Source organism: Pelomonas parva, assembly GCF_043555835.1.
In the GTDB taxonomy this organism is placed as follows: Bacteria; Pseudomonadota; Gammaproteobacteria; order Burkholderiales; family Burkholderiaceae_C; genus Pelomonas; species Pelomonas parva.
In genome coordinates this window covers 15,324-41,805 of the sequence record NZ_JBIGHV010000016.1, presented here as the reverse complement: position 1 = coordinate 41,805, position 26,482 = coordinate 15,324, and the positions used below count along the sequence as shown (strand labels likewise).

Below are 26,482 nucleotides of genomic sequence, written 5' to 3'. Positions count from 1 at the left end.
GTCCAACTGAAATACGAGCTCGAAGCACCAAGTACGAACCGACCTCTGCGCCGGACGCCGCCCCTGAATTACACGCCCGTTTCATGGGTCGTGGGACGCGCGAAGCGCGGTGGAACAACTGAAATGACGAACGGCGGCCGCAAGGCCGCCGTTTTGCTTGTCCGTTGCAATTCAGTGCTGCAGGATCTTGGCCAGGAAGTCCTTGGCACGCGGCGAGCGCTCCTCGGGCTTGCCGAAGAAGTCAGCGCTGCTGCAGTCCTCGATGATCTTGCCGGCGTCCATGAAGATGACGCGGTTGCTGACCTTCTTGGCAAAGCCCATCTCGTGCGTCACGCACATCATGGTCATGCCCTCGTGGGCCAGCTGCACCATCACGTCCAGCACTTCGCCCACCATCTCCGGGTCCAGCGCCGACGTGGGCTCGTCGAACAGCATGACGATGGGGTCCATCGACAGCGCGCGCGCGATGGCCACGCGCTGCTGCTGGCCGCCTGACAGCTGGCCGGGGAACTTGTCCTTGTGGACCGTCAGGCCCACGCGGTCCAGCATCTTCAGGCCGCGCGTCTTGGCGTCTTCCGCGGAGCGGCCCAGCACCTTGATCTGGGCGATGGTCAGGTTCTCTGTCACCGACAGGTGCGGGAACAGCTCGAAGTGCTGGAACACCATGCCCACGCGTGCGCGCAGCTTGGGCAGGTTGGTCTTGGGGTCGGCGATGGAGATGCCGTCGACGACGATGTCGCCCTTCTGGATGGGCTCCAACGCGTTGACCGTCTTGATCAGCGTCGACTTGCCCGAGCCCGAAGGCCCGCAGACGACGACGACCTCACCCTTCTTGATGGTGGTCGTGCAGTCGGTCAGCACCTGGAAGGCGCCGTACCACTTGGAGACGTTCTTGATGTCGATCATGACGAGGCTCAGCGGATGATTTGGATCTTGGCCTGCAGGCGGCGGACCAGCATGGACAAGCCGAAGCAGATGACGAAGTAGACGACTGCCGCAACCAGGTAGGTCTCGACCGGCCGGTTGAAGTTCTTGCCGGCGACTTCGAAGCCCTTCAGCAGGTCATAGGCACCGATGGCATAGACCAGCGACGTGTCCTGGAACAGGATGATGGTCTGCGTCAGTAGCACCGGCAGCATGTTGCGGAAGGCCTGCGGCAGCACGACGAGCTGCATGGTCTGGCTGTAGCTCATGCCGACCGCATAGCCCGCATAGACCTGACCCTTGGGCACACTCTGGATGCCGGCCCGCATGATCTCGGAGTAGTAGGCCGCCTCGAACAGCGTGAAGGTGATGATGGCCGACAGCTCCGCCCCCAGCGCCTTGCCGATCAGCAGCGGGATGAGCAGAAAGAACCACAGGATGACCACCACCAGCGGGATGGAGCGCAGCGTGTTGACATAGAACGCCGCCGGCCACACCAGCCAGGACTTGCCCGACAGCCGCATCAGCGCCAGCAAGGTGCCCAGCAGGATGCCGCCGACCATCGCAATCAGCGTCAGCTGGATGGAGAAGAAGAAGCCCTTGGCGACGAAGCTGGAGACGACGCTCCAGTCCAGGAAGCTGAAGTCGAGATTCATTTGCCGCCCCCGATCATGCCGGGCACGCGCGTGCGGTTCTCGATCACCAGCGCAAGGCGGTTGATGGTGAAGGCCGACACGAAATAGGCTGCGGTGATGGCCAGGATCATCTCCAGGTTGCGCGAAGTCTCTTCACCGGCCTGCAGATAGAACATCGTCAGCTCCGAGATGCTGACCGCGAAGGCCACCGACGAGTTCTTGATGATGTTCATGCTCTCGCTGGTGAGCGGCGGAATGACGATGCGAAAGGCCATCGGCAACAACACATAGCGGTAGGTCTGCGGCAGCGTCAGGCCCATGGCCAGGCCGGCATAGCGCTGGCCCTTGGGCAGGCTCTCGATACCCGCCTTGACCTGTTCGGCGATGCGGGCCGACGTGAAGAAGCCCAGCGCAAACACCACCAGCACAAAGCTGGGTATCTCGCGCAGGCTCAGGAACAGCGACGGCAGCACGTGATACCAGAGGAAGATCTGCACCAGCAACGGGATGTTGCGGAACAACTCCGTCCAGGTATTGCCGATCGCCACCAGCACGCGGCTGGGCGTCGTGCGCAGGATGCCCATCAGGGACCCCACGCCCAGCGCCACCAACAGCGCCAGCAACGAGACGCTCAGCGTCCAGCCCCATGCCGAAAGCAGCCATTGCAGATAGGTGATGTCGCCACCGCTGCCGAAGCAGCTGCCTATCACTTCACCATCGATGGTGTTCTTGCAGAACACCTGCCAATCCCAACTCATCGCTTCTCCTTGAGCCTGCTACCTAAAGCAAAGCGGGTGCCAGGCACCCGCTTTGCGGTCGTTCAGAAGAGCGCGTGACTACTTCTTCGCGACGTAGTCTTCCGCAGGCTTGTCGTTGGGGTTGGCCCAGGCGTCCTTGGTCGCGGCGGACAGCGGCAGGCCGATCCTGGTGTTGGTCGGCGGGATGGGCTGCAGGAACCACTTGTCGTAGATCTTGGCCAGCTCACCCGACTTGATCATGGCTTTGATGCTGTCGTCCACGGCCTTCTTGAAGGCGGGGTCGTCCTTGCGCAGCATGACGGCGATGGGCTCGACCGCCAGCACCTCGCCGACGATCTTGAAATCGGCCGGATTCTTGGACGTGGCGATGTTCTTGGCCAGGATGGAGCCGTCCATGACGAAAGCGTCGGCGCGGCCGGAGTCCAGCAGCAGGAAGCTGTCGGCGTGGTCCTTGCCGTAGACCTCCTTGAAATCCACGCCCGCAGCGCGCTCGTGCTTGCGCAGCGTCTGCACGGAGGTCGTGCCGGTCGTCGTGGCAATGGTCTTGCCGCTGAGCTGGTTGATGCCGGTGATGCCCGAGCTGGCCTTCACGGCGATGCGCACTTCCTCGACATAGGTCGTCACGGCGAACGCGACATCCTTCTGGCGGGCGGCGTTGTTGGTCGTCGAGCCGCACTCCAGGTCGACGGTGCCGTTGACGGTCAGCGGGATGCGGTTCTGCGAGGTGACCGGCTGGTACTTGACCTCGAGCTTGCCGCCGAGTTGCTTGCGCAGATCGGCGACGACGCGCTCGCAGACATCGATGTGGTAACCGACGAACTTGCCGTCACCGATGGTGTACGAGAGACCCGAGGACTCGCGCACACCCATGGTGATGACGCCGCTGTCCTTCAGCTTCTTCAGCGTGTCCTGGGCATGCACGGCGGTGACGCCGGCCAGCAGGGCGGCGACGAGCAAAACTTTCTTCATGGAGACTCCAACAACAGGTAGTGAAATCGATAACAACCTTGAGCAGACCACGCCGTGCACTCAGCCCGAATACGGGTTTTCACGATCCATGCACAGCTGCAATGACCTCATGCCGCAGATGACAGGTAGTCCCACAGCGCCTGCGCCGCCGGCTTCTGCCGGCGCGACGCCTCGGGCCGCTCGCGGTAGATGCGCAACTCCATGCTGACGCTGAACGTCCCCGGGGCCGCCGCTGGCACCAGACGGCCACCCGCCAGTTCCTTCTGCACCGAGCTGGCGGGCAGGAACGCAAGCCCATGCCCTTCGAGCGCCATCGCCTTCAGGCCCTCGGCCATGTCGGTCTCGTAGATCGCGTCCAGGTGCAGCGCGCAGTCGGCCTGCTTGACGATGAGCTCGACGATGCGGCCCAGGTAGGCGCCAGCGGCATAGCTCAGGAAGGGGATCTTCTGCCCCGGCCGGCCGGGCAGCCGGAACATCGGCTCGCCCTGGGCGTCGGCGCGGGCGTAGGGGGACAAGGTCTCGTGGCCCAGCGACACCATCTGGTAGCGCTCCGGATCGAGTTGCAAGGGCTGGCTGGCGTGGTGATAGACCAGCAGCAGGTCGCAATTGCCTTCGCTGAGCTGCAGCATCGCGTCATGCACGTTGGCTGCGTTCAGCCGGCACTTGATGGCGCCGAAGCCGCGGCGCAAGCCCATCAGCCAGTGCGGGAAGAAGCTGAACGCCAGCGAATGCGGCACGGCGAACTCGATCATGTCGAGATCCGCCGCCTGATGGCTGCGCAGCATGTTGCGCGTGGCCTGCAGGTTGCCCAGCAGGTCCACCGCCTGGGCCAGCAGCGTTGCGCCGGCTGCCGTGAGCCGGGTCGGATAGGACGAACGGTCGACCAGGTCGACCCCCGCCCAGGCCTCCAGCGCCTGGATGCGGCGCGAAAACGCCGGCTGGGTCACATGACGCAACTGGGCCGAGCGGGAAAAGCTGCGCGTCTCGGCCAGGCTGACGAAGTCTTCAAGCCATTTGGTTTCCACCCGGGGCAGTGTAGCGAAGGGTTTTTGCCCTTCCCCACCCCCCTAAGCCCGGTCCCTGGCGCTCGCGTCCCCCTTAACTGAAGGGGCCGCGGCCGGCCCAGTGGGGGAGCGCTTGTTTACAGTCTGTTCCACAAACCCAACTCGAACATTCCGGACGGAGAACGCCATGCGCGCAACGAGCAAACTTCTGGCCCTGGCCCTGGCAGCGGTGCTGCAACCGGCTATCGCCGCGCCGGCTCCCATCGTGCTGGACTTCGAGGACATCACAACCAAGGTCGACGCGGATGGCGTGGTCGACCTGAAGATTCCCCGCTATGCCGGCGTCGAGTTCAAGGATGCGGCCTGGGGGCTCACGTCCAGCACTTGCGATAGCGAAGCCGTCTCCAACTTTTTCACCCGCCCGGCAAACCCCGCGACTGGCGACGCGGGCGGAGGTTGCAGCGGCCTTCTGCTGGCCTCCGCGCGCAGCGGGTCGTCCATAGAGAGGCAGTTCGCGACGATCAACCTGACGGACGGCTTCGTTACCGGCTCCTCGCTGTGGTACTCGGCCACGACGGACTCCACCATCAATGTGACGGTATACGAAGGTCTGGACGGCAGCGGCCGCCGCATGGTTTACGAGGACCTGGAAAAGAGCAACTGCAACGGCGCAACTTTTTGCGATTGGAGCGAACTGAAGTTAAGTTTCGACTTCACCGCCAAGTCCATCGTCATCTCGGGCGCTGATCGCTCCGTGATGCTGGATGACATCAGCTTCCAGCCGTTCTCGACCCAGCCGGCGCCGCTGCCCGAGCCGGGCGGCATCGCCTTGGCGCTGGCCGCCCTGGGTGCGCTGGGCTGGGCACGCAAGCGCGCCGCACGCTAAGCCGCAGGCGCACTGCACCGCCTCAAACGACCGCTGCGGCGGTCGTTTTCGTTGGCGCTAGCCCGCCTGCCCGGCGCGGCGCCAGGTCAGCACCGGCCCGCCATCGTCGATGCGTGCATGGGCGGACGGCTGGAAGCCTGCGGCGCGCAGCGCCGCGAGCGTAGTCAGCGCCGAGTCGGCAGCATGGGCGAGCCCGTGCTCGGCCGCCTCGCCCAGAAAGGACAGGTAGATCGCCTGGCGCGGCAACAGCGCCGCCAGGTGGCTGCGCCAGGCCGCGCCCAGCCGGGCCTCGGCTTGCTGCGGGTCGCCGGCATAAAAGCGCGCACCCAGCGCCTGCCAGACCGGCGAACGGCCCTCGCCGTCGCGCCAGCCCGGCAGCTCGGCCACCAGCCAGTCGCCGAAATCCGCCGGCCGTTCAGCCATCAGCCCTTGCGCCGCCGAGATCAGGCGCAGCAGCGCGGCCGTCTGCTCGGCCTCTGCCAGCCCCGGCGCAAAGCGCAGCTCGGCAAGTTCCGACTGGCCGGTGTGGTCGTTGCCGAGCAGCAGCGTCGTCTGCACGCGGAACAGGCCCAGCTCCTGCGCTGCATGGACGACGCGGCCGATGTGGAAGTGATAGCGCGGCAGCGTCAGGCCCAGCCGCGGCACGAGCAGCAATGATGCGGAGCCATCGGCCAGCGACAGCCGCTGCCCGTCGGCCTCGGCGTGGATGTGGACGTCACTCATGCCACCTCCCCGATGTGCAGCGGCGTGGCCAGCAGCCGCTCGCCCGGGCGCGCGCCCAGGGCCTCGGCGTCGGCCGGTGTCACGCAATCGCCGGCCTCGGCCAGCACCGCCGCAAAGCTGGCGCGCTGCGGCCGCACGAGCAGCTGCCAACGGCGCGCCCCCTCACCATCGGCCCGGACCTCCACCTCGCGCGCCAGCCGCACGCTGCGCAGCGATGCCAGCGGCGCATCGACCGTCGGCCCGCCGTCGAAGATGTCGATGTAGGTGTCGGCGTCGAAGCCCTCGTCCTGCAGGATGGAGAAGGGCAGCTCGCCGACCGGATGCAGCTGGCCGATGGCCCACTGCGCGGCCTCGGGCAGCAGCGCCACGTAGACCGGCGACGGCGGCATCAGCTCGGCGATGCAGGCGCGGCTGCGGCCGCCGATGACGGCCTCGGCCTCGGGGTAGTCCATGCCGAAGAAGCGCCGGCCGACCGCGTCCCAGAACGGGCTCTGGCCGGCCGAGTCCGTGATGCCCGGGCTCTCGGCGGCAATGCGCTCCGAGAACCGCTCGGCATTGCCGTGGATGAACAGCAGCCGCGCACGCGACAGCAGCTGCGCCGCCGGGCCCTGCTCGTAGCCAGGGTCGAGATAGAACGAGGTCAGCAGCGTCGTGCCGGTCAGGTCGTGGCACAGGTGCAGCGTGTGCATGCGCTGGGATACGCCTAACGCCGCACTCGCATGCACGACGAACTCGTTGCGGTAGCTGTAGAAGCGGTCGAAGAAGCCGGCGCTGGCGGCGATGCCCGAGCAGCCGACGATGCCGCCGGCGGCGAGGTCCTCCAGCACAAACAGGTAGGTCTCCTCGCCGCTGGCGTCGTCCGGGCTGGCGAAGGCCTGCAGCGAGGCGGCAATGCGCCGGCGCAGCTTGCCCTCGTCGTTGGGCAGCGAGCTGATGCCGTCGGCGCTGGCTGCAGCCATGCGCTGCAGGTCAGCCAGGTCGGCCGCCGCCACGGGGCGCAGCAGCAGGTGGTTCATGAGGTCTCTCCCGATGGGGGGCCGGCGCGCCAGGCAAGCGCGCGGCGGCTGCGCTCGTCACGCGGCGTGTGGCCGAAATGGGTCTTGTAGGCGTTGGAGAAATGCGGCCCCGACGAGAAGCCGCAGGACAGGCCGATCTGCAGGATGGACTGGCTGCTCTGCTGCAGCAGGCGCTGCGCCCGCGCCAGCCGCGCCTGCAGGTAGTAGCGCGACGGCAGCGTGTCCAGGTGCTGCTTGAACAGGCGCTCCAGCTGGCGGCGCGACACGCCCACCAAGCGGGCCACCTCCTCGGTGGGCAGCGGCTCGGCGAGGTTGGCCTCCATCAGCGCCAGCGCCTCGGCCAGCTTGGGGCTGCCGGCGCCGCGCTGCTCGCTGTAGCCGGCGCGCTGGCGCTCGTCGCGCGGCCGCCAGCCTTTCAGCCCCAGCGCCTGCACCAGCTCCTCGCCGACGCGCTCGCCATGCAGGCTGGCCAGCCAGGCGCACGCCAGGTCCAGGCTGGCCGTGTTGCCGGCACAGCTCAGGCGCCGGCCGTCTGCGGCGATCTCCCACAGGCCGCTGGCCCAGGCGACTGCGGGGTAGGCATCGCCGAGGGCATCGAGCTGAGCCCAGTCGGCACAGGCGCGCAGGCCGTCCAGCTGGCCGGCGGCCGCCAGCGCAGCAGCGCCGGCATCGACGCCGCCCAGCACGGCACCCTGGGCGGCCCAGGCGTTCAGCTGCGCGGACAGCTGCGGGTCGGCCGGGCCGGCGTCGGCCATGACGATGAACACCGCATGCCAGTGGGCCGCCTGCGTCCAGCCCTGCGTCTGCACCTGCAGGCCGGCGGACGACGCGACCGGCCCGCCGGCGGCGGACAGACATTCGCTACGGTAGGCGGCGTCGCCCTGCAGTGCATTGACGGCGGCGAGGCTGTCGATGAAGCCCGCCAGCGCAAGCGTCGAGAACCCGGGCTGCAGCACCAGGCCGACGCGGCGCAGCGGGGCGGGATTCATGCGGGCATTGTGGCGCTCAGGACCACTGCGTCAGCGCCGGAATGGCCAGCAGCACCAGGGCCATGACGAGGTAGGCCGCTTGCAGCGGCAGCATCCAGCGCACCCAGGTGCCGTACTTCAGGCCGGACAGCGCCAGCACGCCCACCGTGATGCCGGAGGTCGGGATGATGGTGGTGGTCAGCTCGCCGAACTGGAAGGCCAGCACGGCCGTCTGGCGCGTGATGCCGACCAGATCGGACAGTGGCGCCATGATGGGCATGGTCAGCGCGGCCTGGCCGGTACCGGAGTGGATGAAGAAGTTGATGACCGACTGGATCACGAACATCTTCTGCGCGGCGAACACCGGGTTCTCGGAGCCAACCAGCGGCGCCAGCGCGTGCAGCATCGTGTCGATGATCTGGCCGTCGCGCATCAGGATGACGGTGGCCTTGGCGAGCGCGATGACCAGCGCCGTGGCGACCAGGTCGCGCGCGCCCTGCAGGAAGGCGGCAACGATGTCTTCGGCCGACAGGCGCGCGACGACGCCCACGGTGACCGCCATGACGAGAAAGAGCGCGGCGATCTCCTCGACGTACCAGCCCCAGCCGACCACGCCGACGATCATGCCCACCAGCGTTAGCGCGAACAGCCACAGCACCATGCGCTGGCGGCCGGTCATGCCGGCGAAGTTCTCGAAGCTGGCCAGGTCCAGCGTGCGGCGGCGTTCCTGGTCCAGCTCGTAGCTGGGGCTGAGCGTCGGGTCGCGGCGGATGCGCGCGGCCCACCACATCAGGAAGCCCACCGTCAGCGCCGTCGCGATGGCCCAGCAGAACACGCGGTAGCCCAGGCCCGAGAACATCGGCACGCCAGCGATACCCTGGGCGACGCCGACATTGAACGGGTTGAGGAAGGCCGTTGCGAAGCCGACCTGCGAGCCGACGAAGGGGATGGCCACGCCGGTGAGCGAATCCAGCCGCAGCGCCAGCGCCAGCGGGATGAAGATCAGCACGAAGGGGATGGCTTCTTCCGCCATGCCGAAACTCGCGCCGCCGAGCGAGAACAGCGTGACGAAGCCGGGGATGATGGCGGCGCGCACAAAGGCTGAGCGGCGGTGGGCGCGGGCCACGGCCTTGATCATGGCGTCGATGGCCTCCGTCTTCTGCAGCACCGAGAAGGCGCCGCCGACGATGAGCACGAAGCCGATGATGAGGGCGGCTTCCACAAAGCCCTTGATGGGCGACGTGAGAAACGCCGTCAGCCCCTGCGGCCTGGCCTCCGCCGGCTGGAAGCTGCCGGCGACGATGAGGGTCTTGCCGTTGACGAGCTCCGTCGCGAAGCGCCCGCCGGGCACGACCCAGGTGGCCAGCGCGATCAGCGCCAGCAGGGACAGCAGCAGCACGAAGGTGTTGGGCAGGCGCAGCGTCATGGCGAAAGCAGCTTGCCGCTGCGGTAGGCGGTGGGGCCGGCGATCTTCATGAGCCGCATGCCGCAGTTGGCGTAGCGGCGCGAGGAGCGGGCGAAGCAGCGGCCGCTGGCGCGGGCGTGCAGCGGCGTGCGGGCATCGGTCAGCGGGTCGATGAGCTCGGCCACCAGCTCGCCGGCCTCGACCCAGTCGCCCGGCGCCTTGGCGAAGATGACGATGCCGCTGGCCGTGGCCGTGATGGGCTCGACGCCTTGCAGCGGTGTGGCCTCGCAGCCAGGCGGCTGCGGCGGTGGCGTGCCGTCGACATGCCCGGTGGACCGCAGGAAGGCGATCAGCGCATCGGCATCGTGCTCGGCCAGCTCGCGCGACACCTCGGTCTCGCCGCGAAGCTCCACCGTCGCGGCCAGGCAGCCCAGCGGGTCGATGGGGAAACGGCCCTCGAAGTGGGCGGCCAGCTCCCACCAGATGCGCGACACGGCCTCGTCGAAGGGGTCGTCGCCCGACACGTCGGCGTAGAGCAGCGCCTGCGCGCCGAGGTAGCCGGCCAGCGGCGCGATGGCGGCCGCCTGCGGCGTGCCGGTGTAGAGGTGCATGACGGCCTGGTTGTCGCAGTGCAGGTCCAGCACCAGGTCGGCATCCATCGCCAGGCCTTGCAGCAGGCGCTTGAGGGCCTCAGCCTCGGTGGCAGGCTGCCAGGCCTGCAGCAGCGTCGCGCAGGCAGCGCGGATGAGCTGCGTGTTGGCGGCCATGTCCGGGCCCAGTTGCGCCTCGACGAGCGGGATCAGCGCCGCTGTCAGCGGCTTGAACTGGCGGTTGAAGTTCAGCCCGGTCGACAGGTCGAAGCGGCCGAAGGCCGAGCCTTGCAGCTCCTGCGCGAGGCCGATGGGGTTGGCCATGGGCACCAGCACGATCTCGCCGGCAATGGCGCCGGCGGCCTCCAGTGCGCTCAGTCGTTCCGTCAGCGCCTGGGCGACCAGCATGGGGGGCACTTCGTCGGCATGCAGGGAGGCCTGCAGATAGGCCTTGCGGCCGGACTGGCCGCTGCCGAAGGACAGGCTGCGCAGGCGCCGCGTGGTGCCGGCGCTGGCGCCCGGCAGGTCATGGATCAGGGTTCGCATCGGGTCAGTGGGCCGCAATGGGCGTGAACAACGGTGTGGCCATGCGCACGGGCACGACGTCCAGCCGCGCCTTGAGCACGGTGTAGTCCTCGCCGCCCAGCGCGCCGCTGAACCAGCCGACCAGGCCGGGCGCCTTGCGCAGGCGGAACTCGAAGCCCACGTCGGGCGCCGCGTCTGCGGGACGGGGCCTGGCACGGAAGGCCAGGCCGCGCACCTCGGGCGCTGGGCTGTCCAGCAGCTGCGCCATGGCAGTGACGATGGTGTTGTCGCCCAGCATGTCCAGGTGGTACTGGTCACCCTGCAGATAGGGCTTGTAGTCGCTGGCGGTGGGGTCGATGCGCGCCTCCTTCAGCTTGTGAGGCGCGGGTGTGCTGACGCCGGTCGCGAGGTCGTGGCGGTCGCCGCGGTCCAGGTAGCTCAGCGTGGCGTTGCGCAGGTTGAAGTGGGGCGTGCGGGCATCGCTCGTCGCCTCGCTCAGGTCCACCAGCAGCGCGCCGCGCGCGCCGATGACCTCCACGGCGGTGCCCTTGACGACGATCGCCGAGTTCTCCTCGACGCCGATGCCCAGCCGAAAGCCCAGCGAGCGCATGGCCGGCAGCATGCGGCCGATGCGGCCGCGCTTGAGGAAGTGCTGGTCGACGAACAGGTCGGGGCCGACAAAACCCAGGCCGCGGTCGTACTCGCGACGCTCGCGCCACTGGCCCTTGAGGATCTGCATGTTGTCCTGCGCGTCGCGGAACATCATGCGGCTCATGATCGCGGCACCGGCGCTCGACCCGGCGACGACGCCGCCCTTGTCGAAGACCTCGCGGATGGCCTTCAGCATCGCGGTCGGCTCGCCGCCGGGCAGCAGCGTGTCAACGATCAGCTCCTGCGCGCCACCCGAGAAATAGATGCCGCGCGACGCGGCCACCTTGGCGATCAGCGCCGGGTCGGCGAGCTGGGCCGCGAGGTCGACACCCTTCAGACGCGGCGCGACCGGGATGACCTCGGCCTGGGCGCCGCGCTGGTTCAGCGCCGCGACGATCTGCGCGCCGCTGCGCCTCGGGTTCGCGGCTGCGGTCGCGAAGACGGCGATGCGCGCACCGGCACCGCCGGACTCGTCGACGACGCGTTGCCAGACTTCGTCGTTGTCGTGCTTGAGCGCGCCGCCGATGACGATGGCCGTGCCGGCGTGGGCCGTGGTGCCACACCACAGGGCCAGGAACATGAGGCGGGTCAGACGTTTCATGCAGCCATGTTGGCAGTGCTGTCGCAGTGCAGCCAGCGGGTTAGGCCCCGAACCAGTGCCCCGTGCACCGCGAACGCAATTGCATGTCGCTTGCGTGCAAGCAGTGTTGCCAATGCGCGCCTGTGCTTGCCCAGAAGCGACGCGCATTTGCGCGCAAGCGACCGGCGCGCCGAAACCCCATAGGCAAGCCCTGCACCGCCTCCCTAACCTGAATGGCATCCGCTCCACCCATCCACGACAAGAGGCTCCATGACTTCAGCTCCCTCCTTCGCCCGGCACGCGCTGGCCCATGCCGCGCTGCTCTGTCTCATTGCCCTGCCGGCGCAGGCGCAGGAGCAGAAGCTCGAACGCGTCGAGATCACCGGCTCCAGCATCAAGCGCATCGATGGCGAGGCCGCGCTGCCGGTGGACGTCATCAAGCGCGCCGACATCGACAAGGCCGGCGTAACGACCGCCGCCGAGCTGCTGCAGAAGATCACGGCCAACGTCGGCGGCCTGACCGATGGCGCCAGCATCAGCGACCAGTCGGGCGCCCAGCGCGGCTTCAATGGCGCCAACCTGCGCGGCCTGGGCGTGTCCAGCACGCTGGTGCTGCTGAACGGCCGCCGCCTGGCCAACTTCGCCTCGCCTGGCGACAACGCGGGCGTGGACCTGAACAACATCCCTGCCGGTGCGATCCAGCGCGTGGAGGTGCTGAAGGACGGTGCCTCCGCCATCTACGGCACCGACGCCATGGGCGGCGTCATCAACTTCATCACCCGCAAGGACTATCAAGGCGTCGACCTGAGCACCTATGCGCTGCGCACCGAAGAGGGCGGCGCCGGCAAGACCACCTTCTCAGCCTCGGCCGGCTTCGGCGACCTGGCCAAGGACCGCTTCAATGTCTTCGCAGCACTGGACGTGCAGAAGCTCGACCCGCTGAACTCCAGCCAGCGCCAGTTCATCCAGGACTACGACCTGCCCGGCCGCCTGGCGCCGCAGCTGTCCAGCAACACCTTCCCGGCCAACGTCGACCTGACCTCGGCGCAGCTGACGGCGCTGAACAACTTCGTGCTGGCCAACCCGACCACGGCGCTGAAGGGCTCCAACGCCAACGGCACCTGGAACCCCGGCGGCGGCACGGCCGCGCCGCGCCGCGTCAACTTCGGCAAGGCCAGCTGCACCGGCGGCGCCAACCCCAACTCGATCTCCCCCACCGGCCCCGGCGGCCGCGAGGGCTGCGCCTTCAACTACATGGGCGACACCGAGATCTACCCGACCTCCGACAAGGCCAGCATCGTCGGCCGCGCGACCTTCCAGGTCGCTACGGACCACCAGGTCTTCGCTGAAGTGCTGCTGTCCAGGACCGAGACCGACTACGCCGCCTCCCCCGCCACCTTCCGCTTCCGCACCGCCTCGGGCATCACGCTGCCGACGGCGCTGCAGGCCGTGACCGGCATCACCACGCCGGTGGACTTCCGCTTCCGCCTGACCGATGCCGGCAAACGCACCAGCCGCGTCGAGAGCGAAGCCCGCCGCCTCGTCGTCGGCGCGACGGGCAACTTCGGCGGCTGGGACTACGACACCGCCATCAATGTCGCCACCAACAAGGCCAGCGATGCCAACGTGAGCGGCTGGGTGTCGCTCGCCAAGCTGGAAGCCGGCATCAAGAACGGCAGCTACAACCCCTTCGTGCCCGCCACCGGCGACGCCGGCCGCAGCTTCATGAACGGCATCCGCCTGGACGGCGCGGCCCGCGTTGCCGAAGGCACCAGCACCAGCATCGACGGCAAGCTGACGCGCGCGCTGACGGCCCTGGCCGGCGGCGACCTGATGGTGGCCATCGGCACCGAGCTGCGCCGCGAGGAGACCGAGTTCCGCGCCACCGACGTGCTCAAGAGCAACGACGTTGTCGGCGACCGGTCCAGCTCCGGCCCGCTGCTGGCCGACACGAATCACAAGCGCGACGTGGCCGGACTCTTCACCGAACTGAGCGCGCCGTTCAGCAAGCAATGGGAAGGCCAGTTCGCGATCCGCCACGACCGCTACGACGGCGTGTTCGACGCGGCCACCGGCGCCACCTCGCCCAAGCTCAACACCACCAACCCCAAGATCGGCCTGAGCTTCCGCCCCGACCGCGCGCTGATGGCCCGCGCCTCCTACGGCACGGGCTTCCGCGCGCCGTCCATCTCGGAGATGTTCCGCCCGGTGCGCGCCGGCATCACGGCCAGCTTCGTCAAGGACCCCGTCTCGGGCGAGGTCGCGCAGATGCCGGTGGACCGCTACGCCAACCCGGCGCTGAAGCCGGAGAAGTCCAAGCAGTTCAACATCGGCGTCGTCTTTGAGCCGTCGCGCGCCTGGAACGGCAGCGTGGACTACTGGGCCATCCGCAAGACCGACATCATCTCGGAGATCGGCGAAGAGACCATCTTCACCAACCCGGTCTACTACAACGACCCGGCCATCGTGAAGCGCTTCTCCGACGGCTTCGTCGAGTTCGTCACCGTGAAGAAGGAAAACCGCGGCCGGCTCGACACCTCGGGCATCGACCTGGCGCTGACCTGGCGCGGCGAAGCCTCCGCCTATGGCCGCTTTGGCGCCAGCCTGGCCGGCACGCTCATCACCGAATACAAGTTCAACACCGACCCACGCTCGCCCATGGTCAGCGGCCTGGGCAAGTTCCGCGACGACAAGGCCGTGCAACGCTGGCGCCACAAGCTCAGCGTGGACTGGGACCTGGGCCCGATCGGCGTGACGGTGACGAACAACTACCTGTCCGGCTACACCGACCAGAACACGCCCGGGCTGGCCGCTGCCGAGTGGAACGACCGCGACGTGAAGCCCTATTCGCTGTGGGACCTGACCGCCAGCTACCGCATCACGCCGGCCCTGCGCCTGCGTGCCGGCGTGCTGAACCTGGCCGACACCGCGCCGCCCTTCACCAACCAATCGCGCTACTTCCAGGTCACCTGGGACCCGACCTACGGCGACCCGCGCGGCCGCAGCGTCTTCGCCAGCCTGAGCTATCAGTTCCGCTGATCGGCAGCAGCCAGCGCTCATGCGGCGGGCGTGAAACCGGGTGTTCCTGCAGGCGGGCAGCGCCGACTACCATCGCGCCTCGCCTGCTTCCCACCACGGCCCTCCGCGCCGCGAATGCCCCATGAGCCACACGCCCGCCCCCTCGCGCTACGACCGCCAGCCCTATCGCCGCAGCGGCCGCAGCGGCCTGCTGCTGCCCACGCTGTCCCTCGGCCTGTGGCACAACTTCGGCGATGTCGACCGCCATGACACGGCCCGCGAGATGCTGCTGGGCGCGTTCGACCGCGGCATCACCCACTTCGACCTGGCCAACAACTACGGCCCGCCGCCCGGCTCGGCCGAGGTGACGATGGGCCGCGTGCTGCGCGAGGACCTGGCCGCCTATCGAGACGAGCTGATCATCTCCACCAAGGCCGGCTACCGCATGAACCCCGGCCCCTACGGCGAATGGGGTTCGCGCAAATACCTGCTGGCCAGCCTGGACGCGAGCCTGAAGCGGCTGGGCCTGCCCTATGTCGACATCTTCTATTCGCACCGCCCCGACCCCGACACGCCGCTGGAAGAAACCATGGGCGCGCTGGACCAGGCCGTGCGCAGCGGCCGGGCGCTGTACGTGGGCCTGTCCAACTATTCGGCCGCGCAGACCCGCGAGGCCAGCGCCATCCTGCGCCGGCTGGGCACGCCCTGCGTCATCCACCAGCCGCGCTACAGCATGCTGGACCGCCATGTCGAAGGCGGCCTGCTCGACGTGCTGGCGGAGGAAGGCATCGGCTGCATCGCCTTCTCGCCGCTGGCCCAGGGCCTGCTGACCGAGAAGTACCTGGCCTCCATCCCCGCCGACTCGCGCGCCGCGAAGGGCGGCTTCCTGAAGCCGACCGACATCACGCCGGGCCGGCTGGCCGCGCTGCGCGGGCTGAAGGAACTGGCCGATGCGCGCGGCCAGACGCTGGCGCAGCTGGCGCTGAGCTGGGTGCTGAGGCAGCCGGTCATGACGTCCATCCTCGTCGGCGCCAGCCGGTTGGCCCAGATCGACGATGCGCTGGGCATCATCGCCGCCGCGCCGCTGAACGATGCCGAGCTGGCGGCCATCGATGCGGCCCTGGCACTGGAGAACGCCACCACGTGACCCGAGACACCGCCCCGCGCCGCCTGCGTTCGCAGGACTGGTTCGACAACCCCGACCACATCGACATGACCGCGCTCTACCTGGAGCGCTTCATGAACTACGGCCTCACGCCGGAAGAGCTGCGCTCGGGCAAGCCCATCATAGGCATCGCCCAGAGCGGCAGCGACATCAGCCCCTGCAACCGCATCCACCTGGAGCTGGCCAAGCGCGTGCGCGAGGGCATACGGGCGGCGGGCGGCATCGCGCTGGAGTTCCCGCTGCACCCCATCTTCGAGAACTGCCGCCGGCCCACGGCGGCCATCGACCGCAACCTGGCCTTTCTGGGCCTGGTCGAGATCCTGCACGGCTATCCACTCGATGGCGTGGTGCTGACCACCGGCTGCGACAAGACGACACCCTCGCAGCTGATGGCCGCCGCAGCGGTCGACATCCCGGCCATCGTGCTGTCGGGCGGGCCGATGCTGGACGGCTGGTTCGAGGGCGAGCTGGTGGGCTCTGGCGCAGCGATCTGGAAGGGCCGCCGCCAACTCGCTGCAGGCCAGATCGACAACGAGAAGTTCCTGGAGATTGCCGCGGCTTCGGCGCCCTCCGCCGGCCACTGCAACACCATGGGCACGGCGTCGACAATGAACGCCATCGCCGAGGCCCTGGGCATGTCGCTGACGGGCTGCTCAGCCATCCCCGCGCCCTACCGCGAGCGCGGCCAGATCGCCTACCGCACCGGCGAGCGCATCGTGCAGATGGTGCATGAGGACCTGCGGCCGTCACAGGTGCTGACGCGTGACGCCTTCCTGGATGCGCTGGTCGTCAACGCGGCCATCGGCGGCTCCACCAATGCGCAGCCGCACCTGATGGCGATGGCCCGGCATGCCGGCGTCGAGCTGCGCGCCGACGACTGGATGACGCATGGCTTCCACGTGCCGCTGCTGCTGAACATGCAGCCGGCCGGGCAGTTCCTCGGCGAGCGCTTCCACCGCGCCGGCGGCGTGCCGGCGGTGATGTGGGAGCTGGAGCAGGCCGGCCTGCTGCGCGCCGACCGCCCCACCGTCACCGGTCGCACGATGCGCGAGAACCTCACCGGCCGCGAGACCAGCGACCGCGAGGTGGTGTTCCCGTTCGCCGCGCCGCTTAAGCCCGACGCCGGCTTCATGGTGCTGCGCGGCAACCTGTTCGACTTCGCCATCATGAAGACCAGCGTCATCTCGCCGGCCTTCCGGGCACGCTACCTGAGCCGCCCAGACGCCGAGAACGTCTTCGAGTGCCGGGCCATCGTCTTCGACGGCTCGGACGACTACCACGCCCGCATCGACGACCCGGCGTTGGCCATCGACGAGGACTGCATCCTCGTAATCCGCGGCGCCGGCCCGGTGGGCTGGCCCGGCTCGGCCGAGGTGGTCAACATGCAGCCGCCGGCGGCCCTCATCCAGCGCGGCATCACCAGCCTGCCCACGCTGGGCGATGGCCGGCAGTCGGGCACGTCGGACAGCCCATCCATCCTGAACGCGTCGCCCGAGAGCGCCGTTGGCGGTGGACTCTCCAGGCTGCGCACGGGCGACCGCATCCGCATCGACCTCAACACCGGCCGCTGCGACGCGCTGGTCGACGAGGCCCTGTGGGCGCAACGTGCCAACGATCCGCCGCCGGCCATTCCACCCAGCCAGACGCCCTGGCAACAGCTTTACCGCGAGACGGTGGGCCAACTCGACACGGGCGCCTGCCTGGAGATGGCTGTTCCCTACCAGCGCATCGCGGATCAGCTGCCCAGGCACAACCACTGACCCAGCCACAGCGTGCGTGGTGCCGCACGCGCACGCTGCTGGCCGACATGCTTGGCTTGGCCCGGTGCTGATCGGCCGCGACGCCGACACAGGCGAAACGTGGGCCGAAATTGAAAAACCCGCCGAGCGGCTGCTGCTACTCGGCGGGTCTCTGAAATTGGTTGCGGGGGCGCGCAACTCCTCCCGGAGACGCCTGTATTTCCCCAGGTGAGCCCGCCGGTGGCATGGGCCGCCCGAATCCCGGTGTGAGAAGATCGATGGCATGAAAAGCGCCGCCGTCGCCAAGGCCAGCAAGCCGAAGCCGATCAGCCTCAAAGAGGTTGAGGGCATCGGCTTCTATGAGGTGCCGAGCAGCGCGCCGCGCTTGAGCCCCGAAGAGATCAGGGCCAAGCTGGACGCCTTCTACGCGAAGCACCCACGGCGCACCCTGAAGAAGGGCCAGAAGAGCATCGCCGAGCAGGTCCGCGAAGACCGTGATCGTCGTTGACGCGTCGGTCGCGCTGGCCTGGGTGCTTGACGACTCCGACGCAAGCCACCGGTACGCGGCAGACGTAGCCGCCGCCAAGCTGGAAGGCGATGAAGAGCTGATCGCACCGATGCTGATGGCGCAGGAATGCAGCTACCGGCTGCTCAAAGTCGGCCGCACCAAGCGCTGGGGAGAGGCCGTCATCGCAGAGTTCGGCGAGACCATCGACATGATCGGCGTGCGCTACCTCGACCAGACCTCCACCGTCTCCGGCTTGGTGCGCTTCGCCGTGCGCCGCCACGTGCAGGGCTATGACGCCGTGTATCTGGCGCTGGCGATTGCCACGGGCGCCAAGATCGCCACGCTGGACGGCGGCCTGCGCACGGCAGCCCGTGCGGCCGGCGTCGAACTCTTCACCGCCTGAACGAACGAGGCCGTCGGTTCGGCGGGTTTACCGTTGCCGGCAACGCAGACGAGATCCAGGCAAGAGGGCGGCGCCAACGAGGCATGGCCCTTTCTGCTGGTGGCCGGAGGCCGGGAACTCTGGAGAGACAGCCGATCAACCGATGAAACTGGCCGGTTGAACCCGTGAAACTGCCCAGTTCTCACCACTAGGCACCCTAGCGCTAGCGGTAGGAGTAGGCAGCAGCGCGGGCGGCAGGCGTCAGCTCTGCACCGCCAGAACGACCACGGCCGGGAGGCCGGCAGCTCGGCGCGTTCACCGCCACCGGCCACCAGATCGAGACCCGGAAGCCGGCCGGCAACGGCGAGGCATAGCCCTTTCCTCAAGACGTGTTGGGGGCTGGGGGCCTGCCCCCAGTAGAGGCCACCAGCCCCGGCCAAGTCATTGGCGACGTGATGGCGCGCTACCGGCGCCAGATGCTGGCGCTGCAGCAGGTGCTTGAAGAGGACGCCGACCGGGACCGCACTCGTGCGCTGCTGGCCGACATGCTTGGCTTGGCCCGGTGCTGATCGGCCGCGACGCCGACACAGGCGAAACGTGGGCCGAAATTGAAAAACCCGCTGAGCGGCTACTGCTACTCAGCGGGTCTCTGGAAGTGGTTGCGGGGGCAGGATTTGAACCTACGACCTTTGGGTTATGAGCCCAACGAGCTACCAGACTGCTCCACCCCGCGACTGAAGCTAGCAGTATACACGCGATTTGGCGGCGCGGGCAAATGCAGCCGAAATCGGTGCTGAGAAGCCTGTGCTGCCGTGTCGTTCCGTCGGCCAGGAACGCCCGCAGATGTCGGCGGCCATTGCTGCCGAGGGTCAACACAAGCCAAGCGGCCTCTGGCTTGGGCACACTCGGCCCATGTCTGATTTGGTCACTTGCCGCCCGCAGGGGCTCTATTGCGAGCCTGGTGATTTCTACATCGACCCCTGGTTGCCGGTCGAACGCGCCGTCATCACGCATGCGCATGCCGACCACTGCCGGCCTGGCCATGCCGCCTACCTTGCCCAGCGCGACGGCCTCGGCCTGATGCGTGCGCGGCTGGGCGACGAGGCGCTACTGGAAGGCCTGGCCTATGGCGAATCGCGACGCATCGGCGATGTGAGCGTGCGCCTGCATCCAGCCGGCCATGTGCTGGGCTCGGCACAGGTGCGCATCGAGTACCGCGGCGAAGTCTGGGTGGTCGCTGGCGACTACTTCGTCAGCGGCGCAGGCGACTGCAACACCACCTGCGCGCCCTTCGAGCCGGTGCGCTGCGACGTGTTTGTCACGGAAAGCACCTTCGGCCTGCCCATCTACCGCTGGGCACCGCAGACGGAGGTGCTGGGGGAGATCCGCGCGTGGTGGACCGATTGCGCGGCGCAAGGCAAGCACGCGCTGCTGATGGGCTACAGCCTGGGCAAGGCGCAGCGGCTGATCGCGGGCCTGGCCACAGCCGATGCGCCGGGGCCGGTGCTCGTGCACGGCGCCGTGACGCGATTGAACGCTGCCTATCGCAAGGCCGGTGTGGCGCTGCCTGAGGTGGACACCGTGATGCCGGAGACCCCATTCAGGACCCTGCGCGGCGCCCTCGTCATCGCGCCGCCAGCCGTGCAGGGCAGCCGCTGGGCCAAGGCCATCGGCCCGCACAGCGACGCCTTCGCCAGCGGCTGGATGCGGCTGCGCGGCGCGCGACGGCGGCGCAGCGTGGACCGGGGCTTCGTGTTCAGCGACCACGCGGACTGGCCGGGCCTGCTGTCGGCGATCGCCGCCACGGGCGCGCAGCGCGTCATCGTCACGCATGGCGATGAGGGCGCGCTGGTGCGCTATCTGACCGAACTGGGCCTGCAGGCAGAAGCCTTCGCAACCGAGTTCGGCGACGAGGCCCAAGGCGGCGCGGAGGCCACCGAGGCATGAAGCGCTTCGTCGCCCTGTATCTCGCCATCGACGCGAGCACGTCGACGCTGGCGAAGGTGGCCGCGCTGAAGCGCTACCTGGCAGACGCGCCGCCGCGCGATGCCGCCTGGGCCGTCTATCTGCTGGCCGGCGGTACGCCGCGCCGCGCGGTGCCGACGCGTGAGCTACGCGCCCTCGCCTGCGAGGCGGCTTCGCTGCCGGAGTGGCTGTTCGAGGCCGGCTATGCGGCGACCGGCGACCTGGCCGAGGCGATTGCCTACGTGCTGCCCGACCCCGAGGACAAGCTGGACGAGTCGCTCGCCGACTGGATGGAGCAGCGCATCCTGCCGCTGCGCGCGCTGGACGCTGCGGCCCGTCGAGAAGCCGTGCTGGCCGCCTGGCGCGGGCTGTCGGCGGATGAGCGCTTCATGTTCGTCAAGCTGGTCGGCGGTGGCTTTCGAGTCGGCGTCAGCAAGCTGCTGGTGCAGCGTGCGCTGGCCGAGTGGTCGGGGTGCGATGCGACCGGTATCGCACAACGCATGATGGGCTACACCGGCATTGACACGCCGCCGACGGCAGAGCGATTTCAAGCACTGCTCACCGACGATGTGAGCGGTGCGCGCGGCGGCCAGCCCTACCCCTTCTTCCTGGCGCACGCGCTGCCCGGCGAGCCGGCGGCTTCGCTGGGCGAACGCGGTGACTGGCTGGCGGAATGGAAGTACGACGGCATCCGCGCCCAGGTCGTCAAGCGCGATGGCCAGGTGTGGATCTGGTCGCGCGGTGAGGAGCTGGTGACGGCGCGCTTCCCGGAAGTGGCAGCGGCCGCCAGCACGTGGCCGGACGGCACGGTGGTCGATGGCGAGCTGCTGGCATGGCGGCCGGGCGAGACGGCGCCGGCGCCGTTTGCATTGCTGCAGAAACGCATTGGCCGCACCAAGCTGTCCAAAGGCATCCTTGCCGAAGCGCCGGTGCGGCTGCTGGCCTACGACCTGCTTGAGAGCGAAGGCGAGGACCGTCGCCAGGAGCCGATGCACGTGCGTCGTGCGCGGCTGGAGCAGCTCGGCATGGCGACATCGCCGCTGCTGAATGCAGATGACTGGGCCGGCCTGGCAGCCGCCCGCACACAGTCTCGCGAGCGCCGGGTGGAAGGCCTGATGCTCAAGCACCGCGAGTCGCCCTACGGCATCGGCCGCACCGGCAACGCCTGGTGGAAATGGAAGGTCGCGCCGCTCAGCGTGGATGCGGTGTTGATCTATGCGCAGGCCGGCCACGGCCGCCGTGCCAACCTCTACACCGACTACAGCTTTGCCGTCTGGAGCCATGCACCGCGCGATGCCGCAGAGGCCGAGGCTGCGCTCGATGCGCCAGGCGGCGAGCTGACGCTCGTGCCTTTCGCCAAGGCCTACTCCGGGCTCACGGACGAAGAGATCAAGGCCGTGGACCGCGTGATCCGCAAGACCACCGTGGAGAAGTTCGGCCCGGTGCGGCGCGTGCGGCCCAGCCTGGTGTTCGAGCTCGGCTTCGAGGGCATCCAGGCCAGCACGCGGCACAAGAGCGGTATCGCGGTGCGCTTCCCGCGCATGCTGAGGATTCGCGAGGACAAGCCGCTGCATGAGGCGGACTCGCTGGACAGCTTGCGCGCGCTGATGGAGGTGGGGCCGCATGGCGCCAAAGTCGCCGACGACTGAGTGGCTGGCCGGGCGCGGCTGGAAGGCCTTCCCCTTTCAGCGCGAGGTCTGGCGGGAGATGGCGGCCGGCCGCTCGGGCCTGCTGCACGCGACCACCGGCTCCGGCAAGACGCTGGCCGTCTGGCTCGGTGCGCTGCAGGCCCTGGGCGATACCGAGGCGCCGCTGACGGTGCTGTGGGTGACGCCGATGCGCGCCCTCAGCCACGACACGTTGCTGGCCCTGCAAGACGCCGCCAGCGCCCTCGCGCCGACATGGACGCTGGCGGCGCGCACTGGCGACACCTCGACGAGCGAGCGCGTGTCGCAGCAGCGCCGCTGGCCGACGGGCCTGGTCACGACGCCGGAGTCGCTGAGCCTGATGCTGTCCCGCGCCGATGCGCCCGACATGCTCAAGCGCGTGCGCCTGGTCGTCGTGGACGAATGGCACGAACTGCTCGGCAGCAAGCGCGGCGTGCAGTTGCAGCTCGCCCTGGCGCGGTTGCGGCGCTGGAACCCAGGCCTGATGACCTGGGGCCTGTCTGCCACGCTGGCCAACCTGGAAGAAGCCTGCGACACCTTGGCACCCAACGCCGTGCTCGTGCGCGGCGCGCAGGACAAGAAGATCCTCATCGACACGCTGCTGCCCGAGCGCATCGAGCGCTTCGCCTGGGCGGGTCACATGGGTCTGGCGATGTTGCCGGCCGTCATCCAGCAGATCGAGCACGCCGCCAGCTCGCTGGTGTTCACCAACACGCGCTCGCAGTGCGAACGCTGGTTCCAGGCGCTGCTGGAGGCGCGGCCGGATTGGGCGGGTTTGATCGCGCTGCACCACGGGTCGGTGGATGCGGACATGCGCCGCTGGGTCGAGGCGGCAATGAAGGCGGGTCAGCTCAAGTGCGCAGTTTGCACGGCCAGCCTGGACCTGGGAGTCGACTTCCTGCCGGTGGACCAGGTGCTGCAGATCGGCTCGGCCAAGGGCGTGGCGCGGCTGCTGCAGCGCGCCGGCCGCAGCGGCCACGCGCCGGGCCGCCGCTCGCGCGTGACGATGGTGCCGACGCACAGCCTGGAGATCGTCGAAGCCTCGGCCTTGCGCGCCGCCGTGCAGGCCGGCCGCATCGAGCCGCGCCGCCCGCCCGACGCGCCGCTGGACGTGCTGGTGCAGCACCTCGTCACCATCGCGCTGGGTGGCGGCTTCCGGCCCGAGGATCTCCTGGCCGAAGTGCGCAGCGCGCCGAGCTACCGGGCCTTGAGCGACGACGCGTGGGCTTGGGCACTGGCCTTCGTGCGGCACGGCGGCGAGACGCTGCGCGCCTATCCGGACTTCCAGCGCGTCGTGCCCGATGACGCGGGCGTCTGGCGCGTGCCCGACGTGCGGCTGGCGCGGCGGCACCGCAGCAACATCGGCACCATCGTGTCGGACGCGGCGATGAGCGTGCAGTTCGTGACCGGCGGTCGCATCGCGACGGTGGAGGAGAGCTTCATCGCGCGGTTGCGCACGGGCGATGTCTTCCTGCTCGGCGGCCGCGCGCTGGAGCTGGTGCGCGTGGAGGGCCTGACGGCCTATGTGCGCATCGCCAAGCCCGGCAAGGCCCTGCTGCCGCGCTGGGACGGCGGGCAGTTTCCGATCTCCGACACGCTGGCCGACGCGATGCTGGAGCGCTTCGACGAGGCGGCTCAGGGGCGCTACAGCGACCGGGAGATGCGCTTCGTCGCGCCGCTGCTGAAGCTGCAGGGCGAGTGGTCAGAGCTGCCCGGGTCGCAGCGGCTGCTGGCCGAGGTGATGACCTCGTCCGACGGCCACCATCTGTTCCTCTATCCGTTTGCCGGCCGCACGGTCCACCTGGGGCTGGCGTCGCTGCTGGCCTGGCGCGTGGGGCGCGACACACCGGCCACGTTCACGATGGCCATCAACGACTACGGGCTGGAGCTGCTCAGCGCCACGCAGATCGACTGGACCGCTCAACTGCCCGCGCTGCTGGCACCCGTGGGCCGTGAGTCGCTGCGCGACGATGTGCTGGCCAGCCTGAACGCGACCGAGATGGCGCGACGACGCTTCCGGCAGATCGCGCGCATCGCCGGGCTGATCTTCCAGAGCCATCCGGGCGAGGCGCGCAGCCAGCGTCAGCTCCAGGCCTCAGCGTCGCTGTACTACGACGTGTTCCGCCAGCACGACCCTGGCAACCGGCTGCTGCGTCAGGCCGAAGCCGAGCTGTTGTCCGCAGAGCTGGATGTGGACGCCTTGGGTCGCACGCTTGCGCGGTTGGCGGCGCAGTCATTGGACCTGCGCCAGTTGGCGCGGCCGACGCCGCTGGCGTTTCCGCTGCTGGTTGAGCGGCTGCGCGAGCGGGCGTCGACCGAGTCGCTGGCGCAACGCCTCGGGCGCATGCTGGACGAGTTGGAAGCAGCAGCCGGCGGGAAGGCGGTGGCAGACGTCGGATCGCGGCTCGCGTTCGGCAAGGCGCCCGAGAAGACCGCGCCGCGCACGCGCCGGAGGCGGCGATGAGCCTGCAGGCCACTGCGGCCGGCGAGGTGCTGTGGCTGTTGGCCGATGGCGCCGTGTGGTGGCCGGCCAGGCAGACCGTGTTCGTGGCCGATCTCCACTTGGGCAAGGGTGCGGCCTTTCGTGCGCAAGGCCAGGCGGTGCCGGCAGGCAGTAGCTCCCGGACGCTGGAGCGGCTGCAGAACCTCGTCAACGCGCATGACGCAGCTCGGCTCGTCGTGCTCGGCGACTTCTGGCATGGCGCAGAAGGCCTGACACCCCGATTGCTGGATGCCGTCACCGCGTTCGCTGAGCGCGTCCCGACCGTACTCGTGCTCGGCAACCACGACAAGCGCATCCACCCGGCGGAGCTGCCGCTGCAGTCGGTCAGCGGGACATGGGCGCTAGGACCTCTGACGGCGGCCCACGAGCCGCCGCCGCCCGGCACGCCCGGATTCACGCTGGCGGGCCACTGGCACCCGGCCGTGTCTCTCGGCAGTCGCGCGGGGGACCGGCTGCGGCGGCCCTGCTTCGTGCACTATCCGCACGCACTTGTGCTCCCTGCCTTTGGCGGCCTGACCGGTGCACTGACGCTGCGCCATAGCGAACTCGCGCGCCAAGGTGCCGAAGTGGCCGTGATGGGTGGTGGCGAGGTGCGCTGGCTGCCGCGCCGCTGAGATCACCGAACGGGTTGCCCTGGCGTCGCAGCCAGCGCATCATCAGGGCTGTTTTCCATACAGCCCATCGTGTTGAACCCATCAGGATTCGCTGGGCCTTACGTGCGGCCCGCCGCCACGCGCCGGGAGCCACCGACCGAGCAATTGGATCTGCACGGCACGGCCATGGACGCGTCGCTCTACGACCTAGCCACGCTGACGGGCGGACCCCGGCCGCTCGGGTACACGCTGCTCCTCGCGCTGTTCCCTGAGCCCGCCGACGCGCTGCGCATCCACGCCGCCGTGACCCACATCATCTCCGCACATCCGATGCGCAACGCGCGCCAGCCCGCAGACCGCCTGCATGTGACGCTCTGCAGCGTGTATCACGCACCCTGACGGGGTACCCTGCGCGGTCCTGGACGCAGCCTGTGCCGCAGCGGCACGGGTCAGTTACCCGTCGCTGTCGCTACGGTTGGACCGTGCGGAGAGCTTCAACCAGGACGGCACGTATGTGCTGCGGGGCGATGCCGCGACCGACGCCGCAGTCGCCAGGCTGCGCCGCCCGCTCGTGGCAGCCCTGCGCCGGTTCGGACTGAAGCCCGGCGAATCAAAAACGCCGCACATGAGCCTGGTCTATCGCTGCGGGCACAAGGTACTGGAGCACAGCATCGAACCGCTGGTGTGGACAGCTCAGCGCTTCGTGCTGGTGCTCAGCCACGTCGGACTCACACGCCACGAGTGGTTGGCGGCGTGGGACCTGCCCCAGCGTTGAACGCCGGGCGCAAAAAAGCCCGCGCAAGGCGGGCTTCGCAGATCAGCCGGGGCTGAACTTATTCGACTGCTTCTCCAGCGGTCTCGCCTTCGGCGCGGTCCACCAGCTCAACGAAGGCCATCGGCGCGTTGTCGCCAACACGGAAGCCCATCTTCAGGATGCGGGTGTAGCCGCCCGGACGTGCGGCGAAGCGCGGGCCCAGTTCGTTGAAGAGCTTGCCGACGATGTCGCGGTCGCGCAGGCGGTCGAAGGCCAGGCGGCGGTTCGCCAGCGTGGGCACCTTGGCGAGCGTGATGAGCGGCTCAACGACGCGGCGCAGTTCCTTGGCCTTGGGGACCGTGGTCTTGATGGCTTCGTGCTGCAGCAGCGAGACGCACATGTTGCGCAGCATCGCCTGGCGATGCGAGCTGGTGCGGTTGAGTTTGCGGAGGCCGTTACGGTGACGCATGGTGCTTTTCCTTTCAGTTCAATAATGCCGCCAGCCGGATCAGGTACTGGCGGGTGCACCGGGTGGCGTTGGTCAGCGCGCCACC

At 68.8% G+C, this 26,482-nt stretch carries 25 protein-coding genes and 1 tRNA gene; 13 read left to right on the top strand and 13 right to left on the bottom strand.

What is annotated here, in order from left to right; all coding sequences use genetic code 11:
* Positions 1-171 precede the first annotated feature (171 nt).
* The 5 genes from ACG00Y_RS28290 to ACG00Y_RS28270 all read right to left on the bottom strand — a co-directional run bounded on the left by ACG00Y_RS28290 (position 172) and on the right by ACG00Y_RS28270 (position 4,311).
* Positions 172-906 carry an amino acid ABC transporter ATP-binding protein gene (locus ACG00Y_RS28290; RefSeq protein ID WP_394484916.1) on the bottom strand — a complete coding sequence of 245 codons (735 nt, stop codon included), beginning with the start codon at positions 904-906 and terminating at the stop codon, positions 172-174.
* Positions 907-914: 8 nt separating this feature from the next.
* Positions 915-1,580 carry an amino acid ABC transporter permease gene (locus tag ACG00Y_RS28285; RefSeq protein ID WP_394484914.1) on the bottom strand — a complete coding sequence of 222 codons (666 nt, stop codon included), beginning with the start codon at positions 1,578-1,580 and terminating at the stop codon, positions 915-917.
* Complete coding sequence (locus tag ACG00Y_RS28280) at positions 1,577-2,317, bottom strand: amino acid ABC transporter permease (protein ID WP_394484912.1); 741 nt, start codon at positions 2,315-2,317, stop codon at positions 1,577-1,579. Before ACG00Y_RS28280 ends, ACG00Y_RS28285 begins: the two co-directional genes overlap by 4 nt.
* A 78-nt stretch (positions 2,318-2,395) precedes the next feature.
* Positions 2,396-3,286 carry an amino acid ABC transporter substrate-binding protein gene (locus tag ACG00Y_RS28275; protein ID WP_394484910.1) on the bottom strand — a complete coding sequence of 297 codons (891 nt, stop codon included), beginning with the start codon at positions 3,284-3,286 and terminating at the stop codon, positions 2,396-2,398.
* A 107-nt stretch (positions 3,287-3,393) separates the two neighbouring features.
* Positions 3,394-4,311 carry a LysR substrate-binding domain-containing protein gene (locus ACG00Y_RS28270; protein WP_394484908.1) on the bottom strand — a complete coding sequence of 306 codons (918 nt, stop codon included), beginning with the start codon at positions 4,309-4,311 and terminating at the stop codon, positions 3,394-3,396.
* A 166-nt stretch (positions 4,312-4,477) separates the two neighbouring features.
* Here ACG00Y_RS28270 and ACG00Y_RS28265 point away from each other — a divergent pair, with 166 nt between their 5' ends.
* A complete protein-coding gene (locus tag ACG00Y_RS28265) occupies positions 4,478-5,176 on the top strand; it encodes a hypothetical protein (protein ID WP_394484906.1) in 699 nt (232 codons plus the stop codon).
* 57 nt (positions 5,177-5,233) lie between these two features.
* Here ACG00Y_RS28265 and ACG00Y_RS28260 read toward each other — a convergent pair whose 3' ends face one another.
* Genes ACG00Y_RS28260 through ACG00Y_RS28235 form a run of 6 tightly spaced genes read right to left on the bottom strand, consistent with a single transcriptional unit; the run spans position 5,234 to position 11,655 of the window.
* A complete protein-coding gene (locus ACG00Y_RS28260; protein WP_394484904.1) occupies positions 5,234-5,899 on the bottom strand; it encodes an arginine N-succinyltransferase in 666 nt (221 codons plus the stop codon).
* On the bottom strand, positions 5,896-6,915 hold the full coding sequence (locus ACG00Y_RS28255) for an arginine N-succinyltransferase (RefSeq protein ID WP_394484902.1): 1,020 nt from the start codon (positions 6,913-6,915) through the stop codon (positions 5,896-5,898). The genes ACG00Y_RS28260 and ACG00Y_RS28255 overlap by 4 nt, the downstream gene beginning before the upstream one ends.
* The gene (locus tag ACG00Y_RS28250) at positions 6,912-7,904 is read right to left on the bottom strand and encodes a GlxA family transcriptional regulator (protein ID WP_394484900.1); all 993 of its coding nucleotides are present in this window, start codon (positions 7,902-7,904) and stop codon (positions 6,912-6,914) included. The genes ACG00Y_RS28255 and ACG00Y_RS28250 overlap by 4 nt, the downstream gene beginning before the upstream one ends.
* Positions 7,905-7,920: 16 nt before the next feature.
* Complete coding sequence (locus ACG00Y_RS28245; protein ID WP_394484898.1) at positions 7,921-9,309, bottom strand: YfcC family protein; 1,389 nt, start codon at positions 9,307-9,309, stop codon at positions 7,921-7,923.
* The gene (locus ACG00Y_RS28240) at positions 9,306-10,424 is read right to left on the bottom strand and encodes a succinylglutamate desuccinylase/aspartoacylase family protein (RefSeq protein WP_394484895.1); all 1,119 of its coding nucleotides are present in this window, start codon (positions 10,422-10,424) and stop codon (positions 9,306-9,308) included. The genes ACG00Y_RS28245 and ACG00Y_RS28240 overlap by 4 nt, the downstream gene beginning before the upstream one ends.
* Before the next feature lie 4 nt (positions 10,425-10,428).
* Entirely contained in the window at positions 10,429-11,655 is a 1,227-nt protein-coding gene (locus ACG00Y_RS28235; protein WP_394484893.1) for a cyanophycinase, read from the bottom strand.
* 249 nt (positions 11,656-11,904) lie between these two features.
* On the opposite strand from ACG00Y_RS28235, the gene ACG00Y_RS28230 reads away from it, so the two are divergent.
* The 6 genes from ACG00Y_RS28230 to ACG00Y_RS28205 all read left to right on the top strand — a co-directional run bounded on the left by ACG00Y_RS28230 (position 11,905) and on the right by ACG00Y_RS28205 (position 19,015).
* Positions 11,905-14,673, top strand: coding sequence for a TonB-dependent receptor (locus ACG00Y_RS28230; RefSeq protein ID WP_394484891.1), 2,769 nt, complete (start codon positions 11,905-11,907; stop codon positions 14,671-14,673).
* A gap of 121 nt (positions 14,674-14,794) precedes the next feature.
* Complete coding sequence (locus ACG00Y_RS28225; RefSeq protein ID WP_394484889.1) at positions 14,795-15,799, top strand: aldo/keto reductase; 1,005 nt, start codon at positions 14,795-14,797, stop codon at positions 15,797-15,799.
* A complete protein-coding gene (locus tag ACG00Y_RS28220; RefSeq protein WP_394484887.1) occupies positions 15,796-17,577 on the top strand; it encodes an IlvD/Edd family dehydratase in 1,782 nt (593 codons plus the stop codon). The genes ACG00Y_RS28225 and ACG00Y_RS28220 overlap by 4 nt, the downstream gene beginning before the upstream one ends.
* A 262-nt stretch (positions 17,578-17,839) precedes the next feature.
* Entirely contained in the window at positions 17,840-18,064 is a 225-nt protein-coding gene (locus ACG00Y_RS28215) for a hypothetical protein (protein WP_394484884.1), read from the top strand.
* Complete coding sequence (locus ACG00Y_RS28210; protein WP_394484882.1) at positions 18,051-18,467, top strand: type II toxin-antitoxin system VapC family toxin; 417 nt, start codon at positions 18,051-18,053, stop codon at positions 18,465-18,467. The genes ACG00Y_RS28215 and ACG00Y_RS28210 overlap by 14 nt, the downstream gene beginning before the upstream one ends.
* A 368-nt stretch (positions 18,468-18,835) precedes the next feature.
* A complete protein-coding gene (locus ACG00Y_RS28205; protein WP_394484879.1) occupies positions 18,836-19,015 on the top strand; it encodes a hypothetical protein in 180 nt (59 codons plus the stop codon).
* 87 nt (positions 19,016-19,102) lie between these two features.
* Here ACG00Y_RS28205 and ACG00Y_RS28200 read toward each other — a convergent pair.
* Positions 19,103-19,179: transfer RNA gene (locus tag ACG00Y_RS28200), tRNA-Met, on the bottom strand.
* A gap of 179 nt (positions 19,180-19,358) precedes the next feature.
* Here ACG00Y_RS28200 and ACG00Y_RS28195 point away from each other — a divergent pair.
* The 6 genes from ACG00Y_RS28195 (at position 19,359) to ACG00Y_RS28170 (ending at position 25,949) form a co-directional block, all read left to right on the top strand.
* Positions 19,359-20,393, top strand: a complete 1,035-nt coding sequence (locus ACG00Y_RS28195; RefSeq protein ID WP_394484878.1) for a ligase-associated DNA damage response exonuclease — start codon at positions 19,359-19,361, stop codon at positions 20,391-20,393.
* Positions 20,390-22,060: an ATP-dependent DNA ligase gene (locus ACG00Y_RS28190; protein ID WP_394484876.1), complete on the top strand. Its 1,671-nt coding sequence runs from the start codon at positions 20,390-20,392 to the stop codon at positions 22,058-22,060. The genes ACG00Y_RS28195 and ACG00Y_RS28190 overlap by 4 nt, the downstream gene beginning before the upstream one ends.
* Positions 22,035-24,542: a ligase-associated DNA damage response DEXH box helicase gene (locus ACG00Y_RS28185; RefSeq protein WP_394484874.1), complete on the top strand. Its 2,508-nt coding sequence runs from the start codon at positions 22,035-22,037 to the stop codon at positions 24,540-24,542. The genes ACG00Y_RS28190 and ACG00Y_RS28185 overlap by 26 nt, the downstream gene beginning before the upstream one ends.
* Entirely contained in the window at positions 24,539-25,195 is a 657-nt protein-coding gene (pdeM, locus tag ACG00Y_RS28180) for a ligase-associated DNA damage response endonuclease PdeM (RefSeq protein WP_394484872.1), read from the top strand. Before ACG00Y_RS28185 ends, pdeM begins: the two co-directional genes overlap by 4 nt.
* Positions 25,196-25,267: 72 nt before the next feature.
* The gene (locus ACG00Y_RS28175; protein ID WP_394484870.1) at positions 25,268-25,573 is read left to right on the top strand and encodes a hypothetical protein; all 306 of its coding nucleotides are present in this window, start codon (positions 25,268-25,270) and stop codon (positions 25,571-25,573) included.
* Positions 25,560-25,949, top strand: a complete 390-nt coding sequence (locus ACG00Y_RS28170; RefSeq protein WP_394484921.1) for a 2'-5' RNA ligase family protein — start codon at positions 25,560-25,562, stop codon at positions 25,947-25,949. The genes ACG00Y_RS28175 and ACG00Y_RS28170 overlap by 14 nt, the downstream gene beginning before the upstream one ends.
* A gap of 58 nt (positions 25,950-26,007) precedes the next feature.
* On the opposite strand, the gene rplQ is transcribed toward ACG00Y_RS28170, so the two are convergent.
* The gene (gene rplQ, locus ACG00Y_RS28165) at positions 26,008-26,397 is read right to left on the bottom strand and encodes a 50S ribosomal protein L17 (RefSeq protein WP_394484868.1); all 390 of its coding nucleotides are present in this window, start codon (positions 26,395-26,397) and stop codon (positions 26,008-26,010) included.
* Positions 26,398-26,482 lie beyond the last annotated feature (85 nt).

Excerpts from the sequence above, each read along its gene's own strand:
- ACG00Y_RS28290 (WP_394484916.1), bottom strand. The coding sequence starts at position 906 with ATGATCGACATCAAGAACGTCTCCAAGTGGTACGGCGCCTTCCAGGTG.
- ACG00Y_RS28285 (WP_394484914.1), bottom strand. The coding sequence starts at position 1,580 with ATGAATCTCGACTTCAGCTTCCTGGACTGGAGCGTCGTCTCCAGCTTC.
- ACG00Y_RS28280 (WP_394484912.1), bottom strand. The coding sequence starts at position 2,317 with ATGAGTTGGGATTGGCAGGTGTTCTGCAAGAACACCATCGATGGTGAA.
- ACG00Y_RS28275 (WP_394484910.1), bottom strand. The coding sequence starts at position 3,286 with ATGAAGAAAGTTTTGCTCGTCGCCGCCCTGCTGGCCGGCGTCACCGCC.
- ACG00Y_RS28265 (WP_394484906.1), top strand. The coding sequence starts at position 4,478 with ATGCGCGCAACGAGCAAACTTCTGGCCCTGGCCCTGGCAGCGGTGCTG.
- ACG00Y_RS28260 (WP_394484904.1), bottom strand. The coding sequence starts at position 5,899 with ATGAGTGACGTCCACATCCACGCCGAGGCCGACGGGCAGCGGCTGTCG.
- ACG00Y_RS28255 (WP_394484902.1), bottom strand. The coding sequence starts at position 6,915 with ATGAACCACCTGCTGCTGCGCCCCGTGGCGGCGGCCGACCTGGCTGAC.
- ACG00Y_RS28250 (WP_394484900.1), bottom strand. The coding sequence starts at position 7,904 with ATGAATCCCGCCCCGCTGCGCCGCGTCGGCCTGGTGCTGCAGCCCGGG.
- ACG00Y_RS28245 (WP_394484898.1), bottom strand. The coding sequence starts at position 9,309 with ATGACGCTGCGCCTGCCCAACACCTTCGTGCTGCTGCTGTCCCTGCTG.
- ACG00Y_RS28240 (WP_394484895.1), bottom strand. The coding sequence starts at position 10,424 with ATGCGAACCCTGATCCATGACCTGCCGGGCGCCAGCGCCGGCACCACG.
- ACG00Y_RS28235 (WP_394484893.1), bottom strand. The coding sequence starts at position 11,655 with ATGAAACGTCTGACCCGCCTCATGTTCCTGGCCCTGTGGTGTGGCACC.
- ACG00Y_RS28230 (WP_394484891.1), top strand. The coding sequence starts at position 11,905 with ATGACTTCAGCTCCCTCCTTCGCCCGGCACGCGCTGGCCCATGCCGCG.
- ACG00Y_RS28225 (WP_394484889.1), top strand. The coding sequence starts at position 14,795 with ATGAGCCACACGCCCGCCCCCTCGCGCTACGACCGCCAGCCCTATCGC.
- ACG00Y_RS28215 (WP_394484884.1), top strand. The coding sequence starts at position 17,840 with ATGAAAAGCGCCGCCGTCGCCAAGGCCAGCAAGCCGAAGCCGATCAGC.
- ACG00Y_RS28195 (WP_394484878.1), top strand. The coding sequence starts at position 19,359 with ATGTCTGATTTGGTCACTTGCCGCCCGCAGGGGCTCTATTGCGAGCCT.
- ACG00Y_RS28190 (WP_394484876.1), top strand. The coding sequence starts at position 20,390 with ATGAAGCGCTTCGTCGCCCTGTATCTCGCCATCGACGCGAGCACGTCG.
- ACG00Y_RS28185 (WP_394484874.1), top strand. The coding sequence starts at position 22,035 with ATGGCGCCAAAGTCGCCGACGACTGAGTGGCTGGCCGGGCGCGGCTGG.
- pdeM (WP_394484872.1), top strand. The coding sequence starts at position 24,539 with ATGAGCCTGCAGGCCACTGCGGCCGGCGAGGTGCTGTGGCTGTTGGCC.
- rplQ (WP_394484868.1), bottom strand. The coding sequence starts at position 26,397 with ATGCGTCACCGTAACGGCCTCCGCAAACTCAACCGCACCAGCTCGCAT.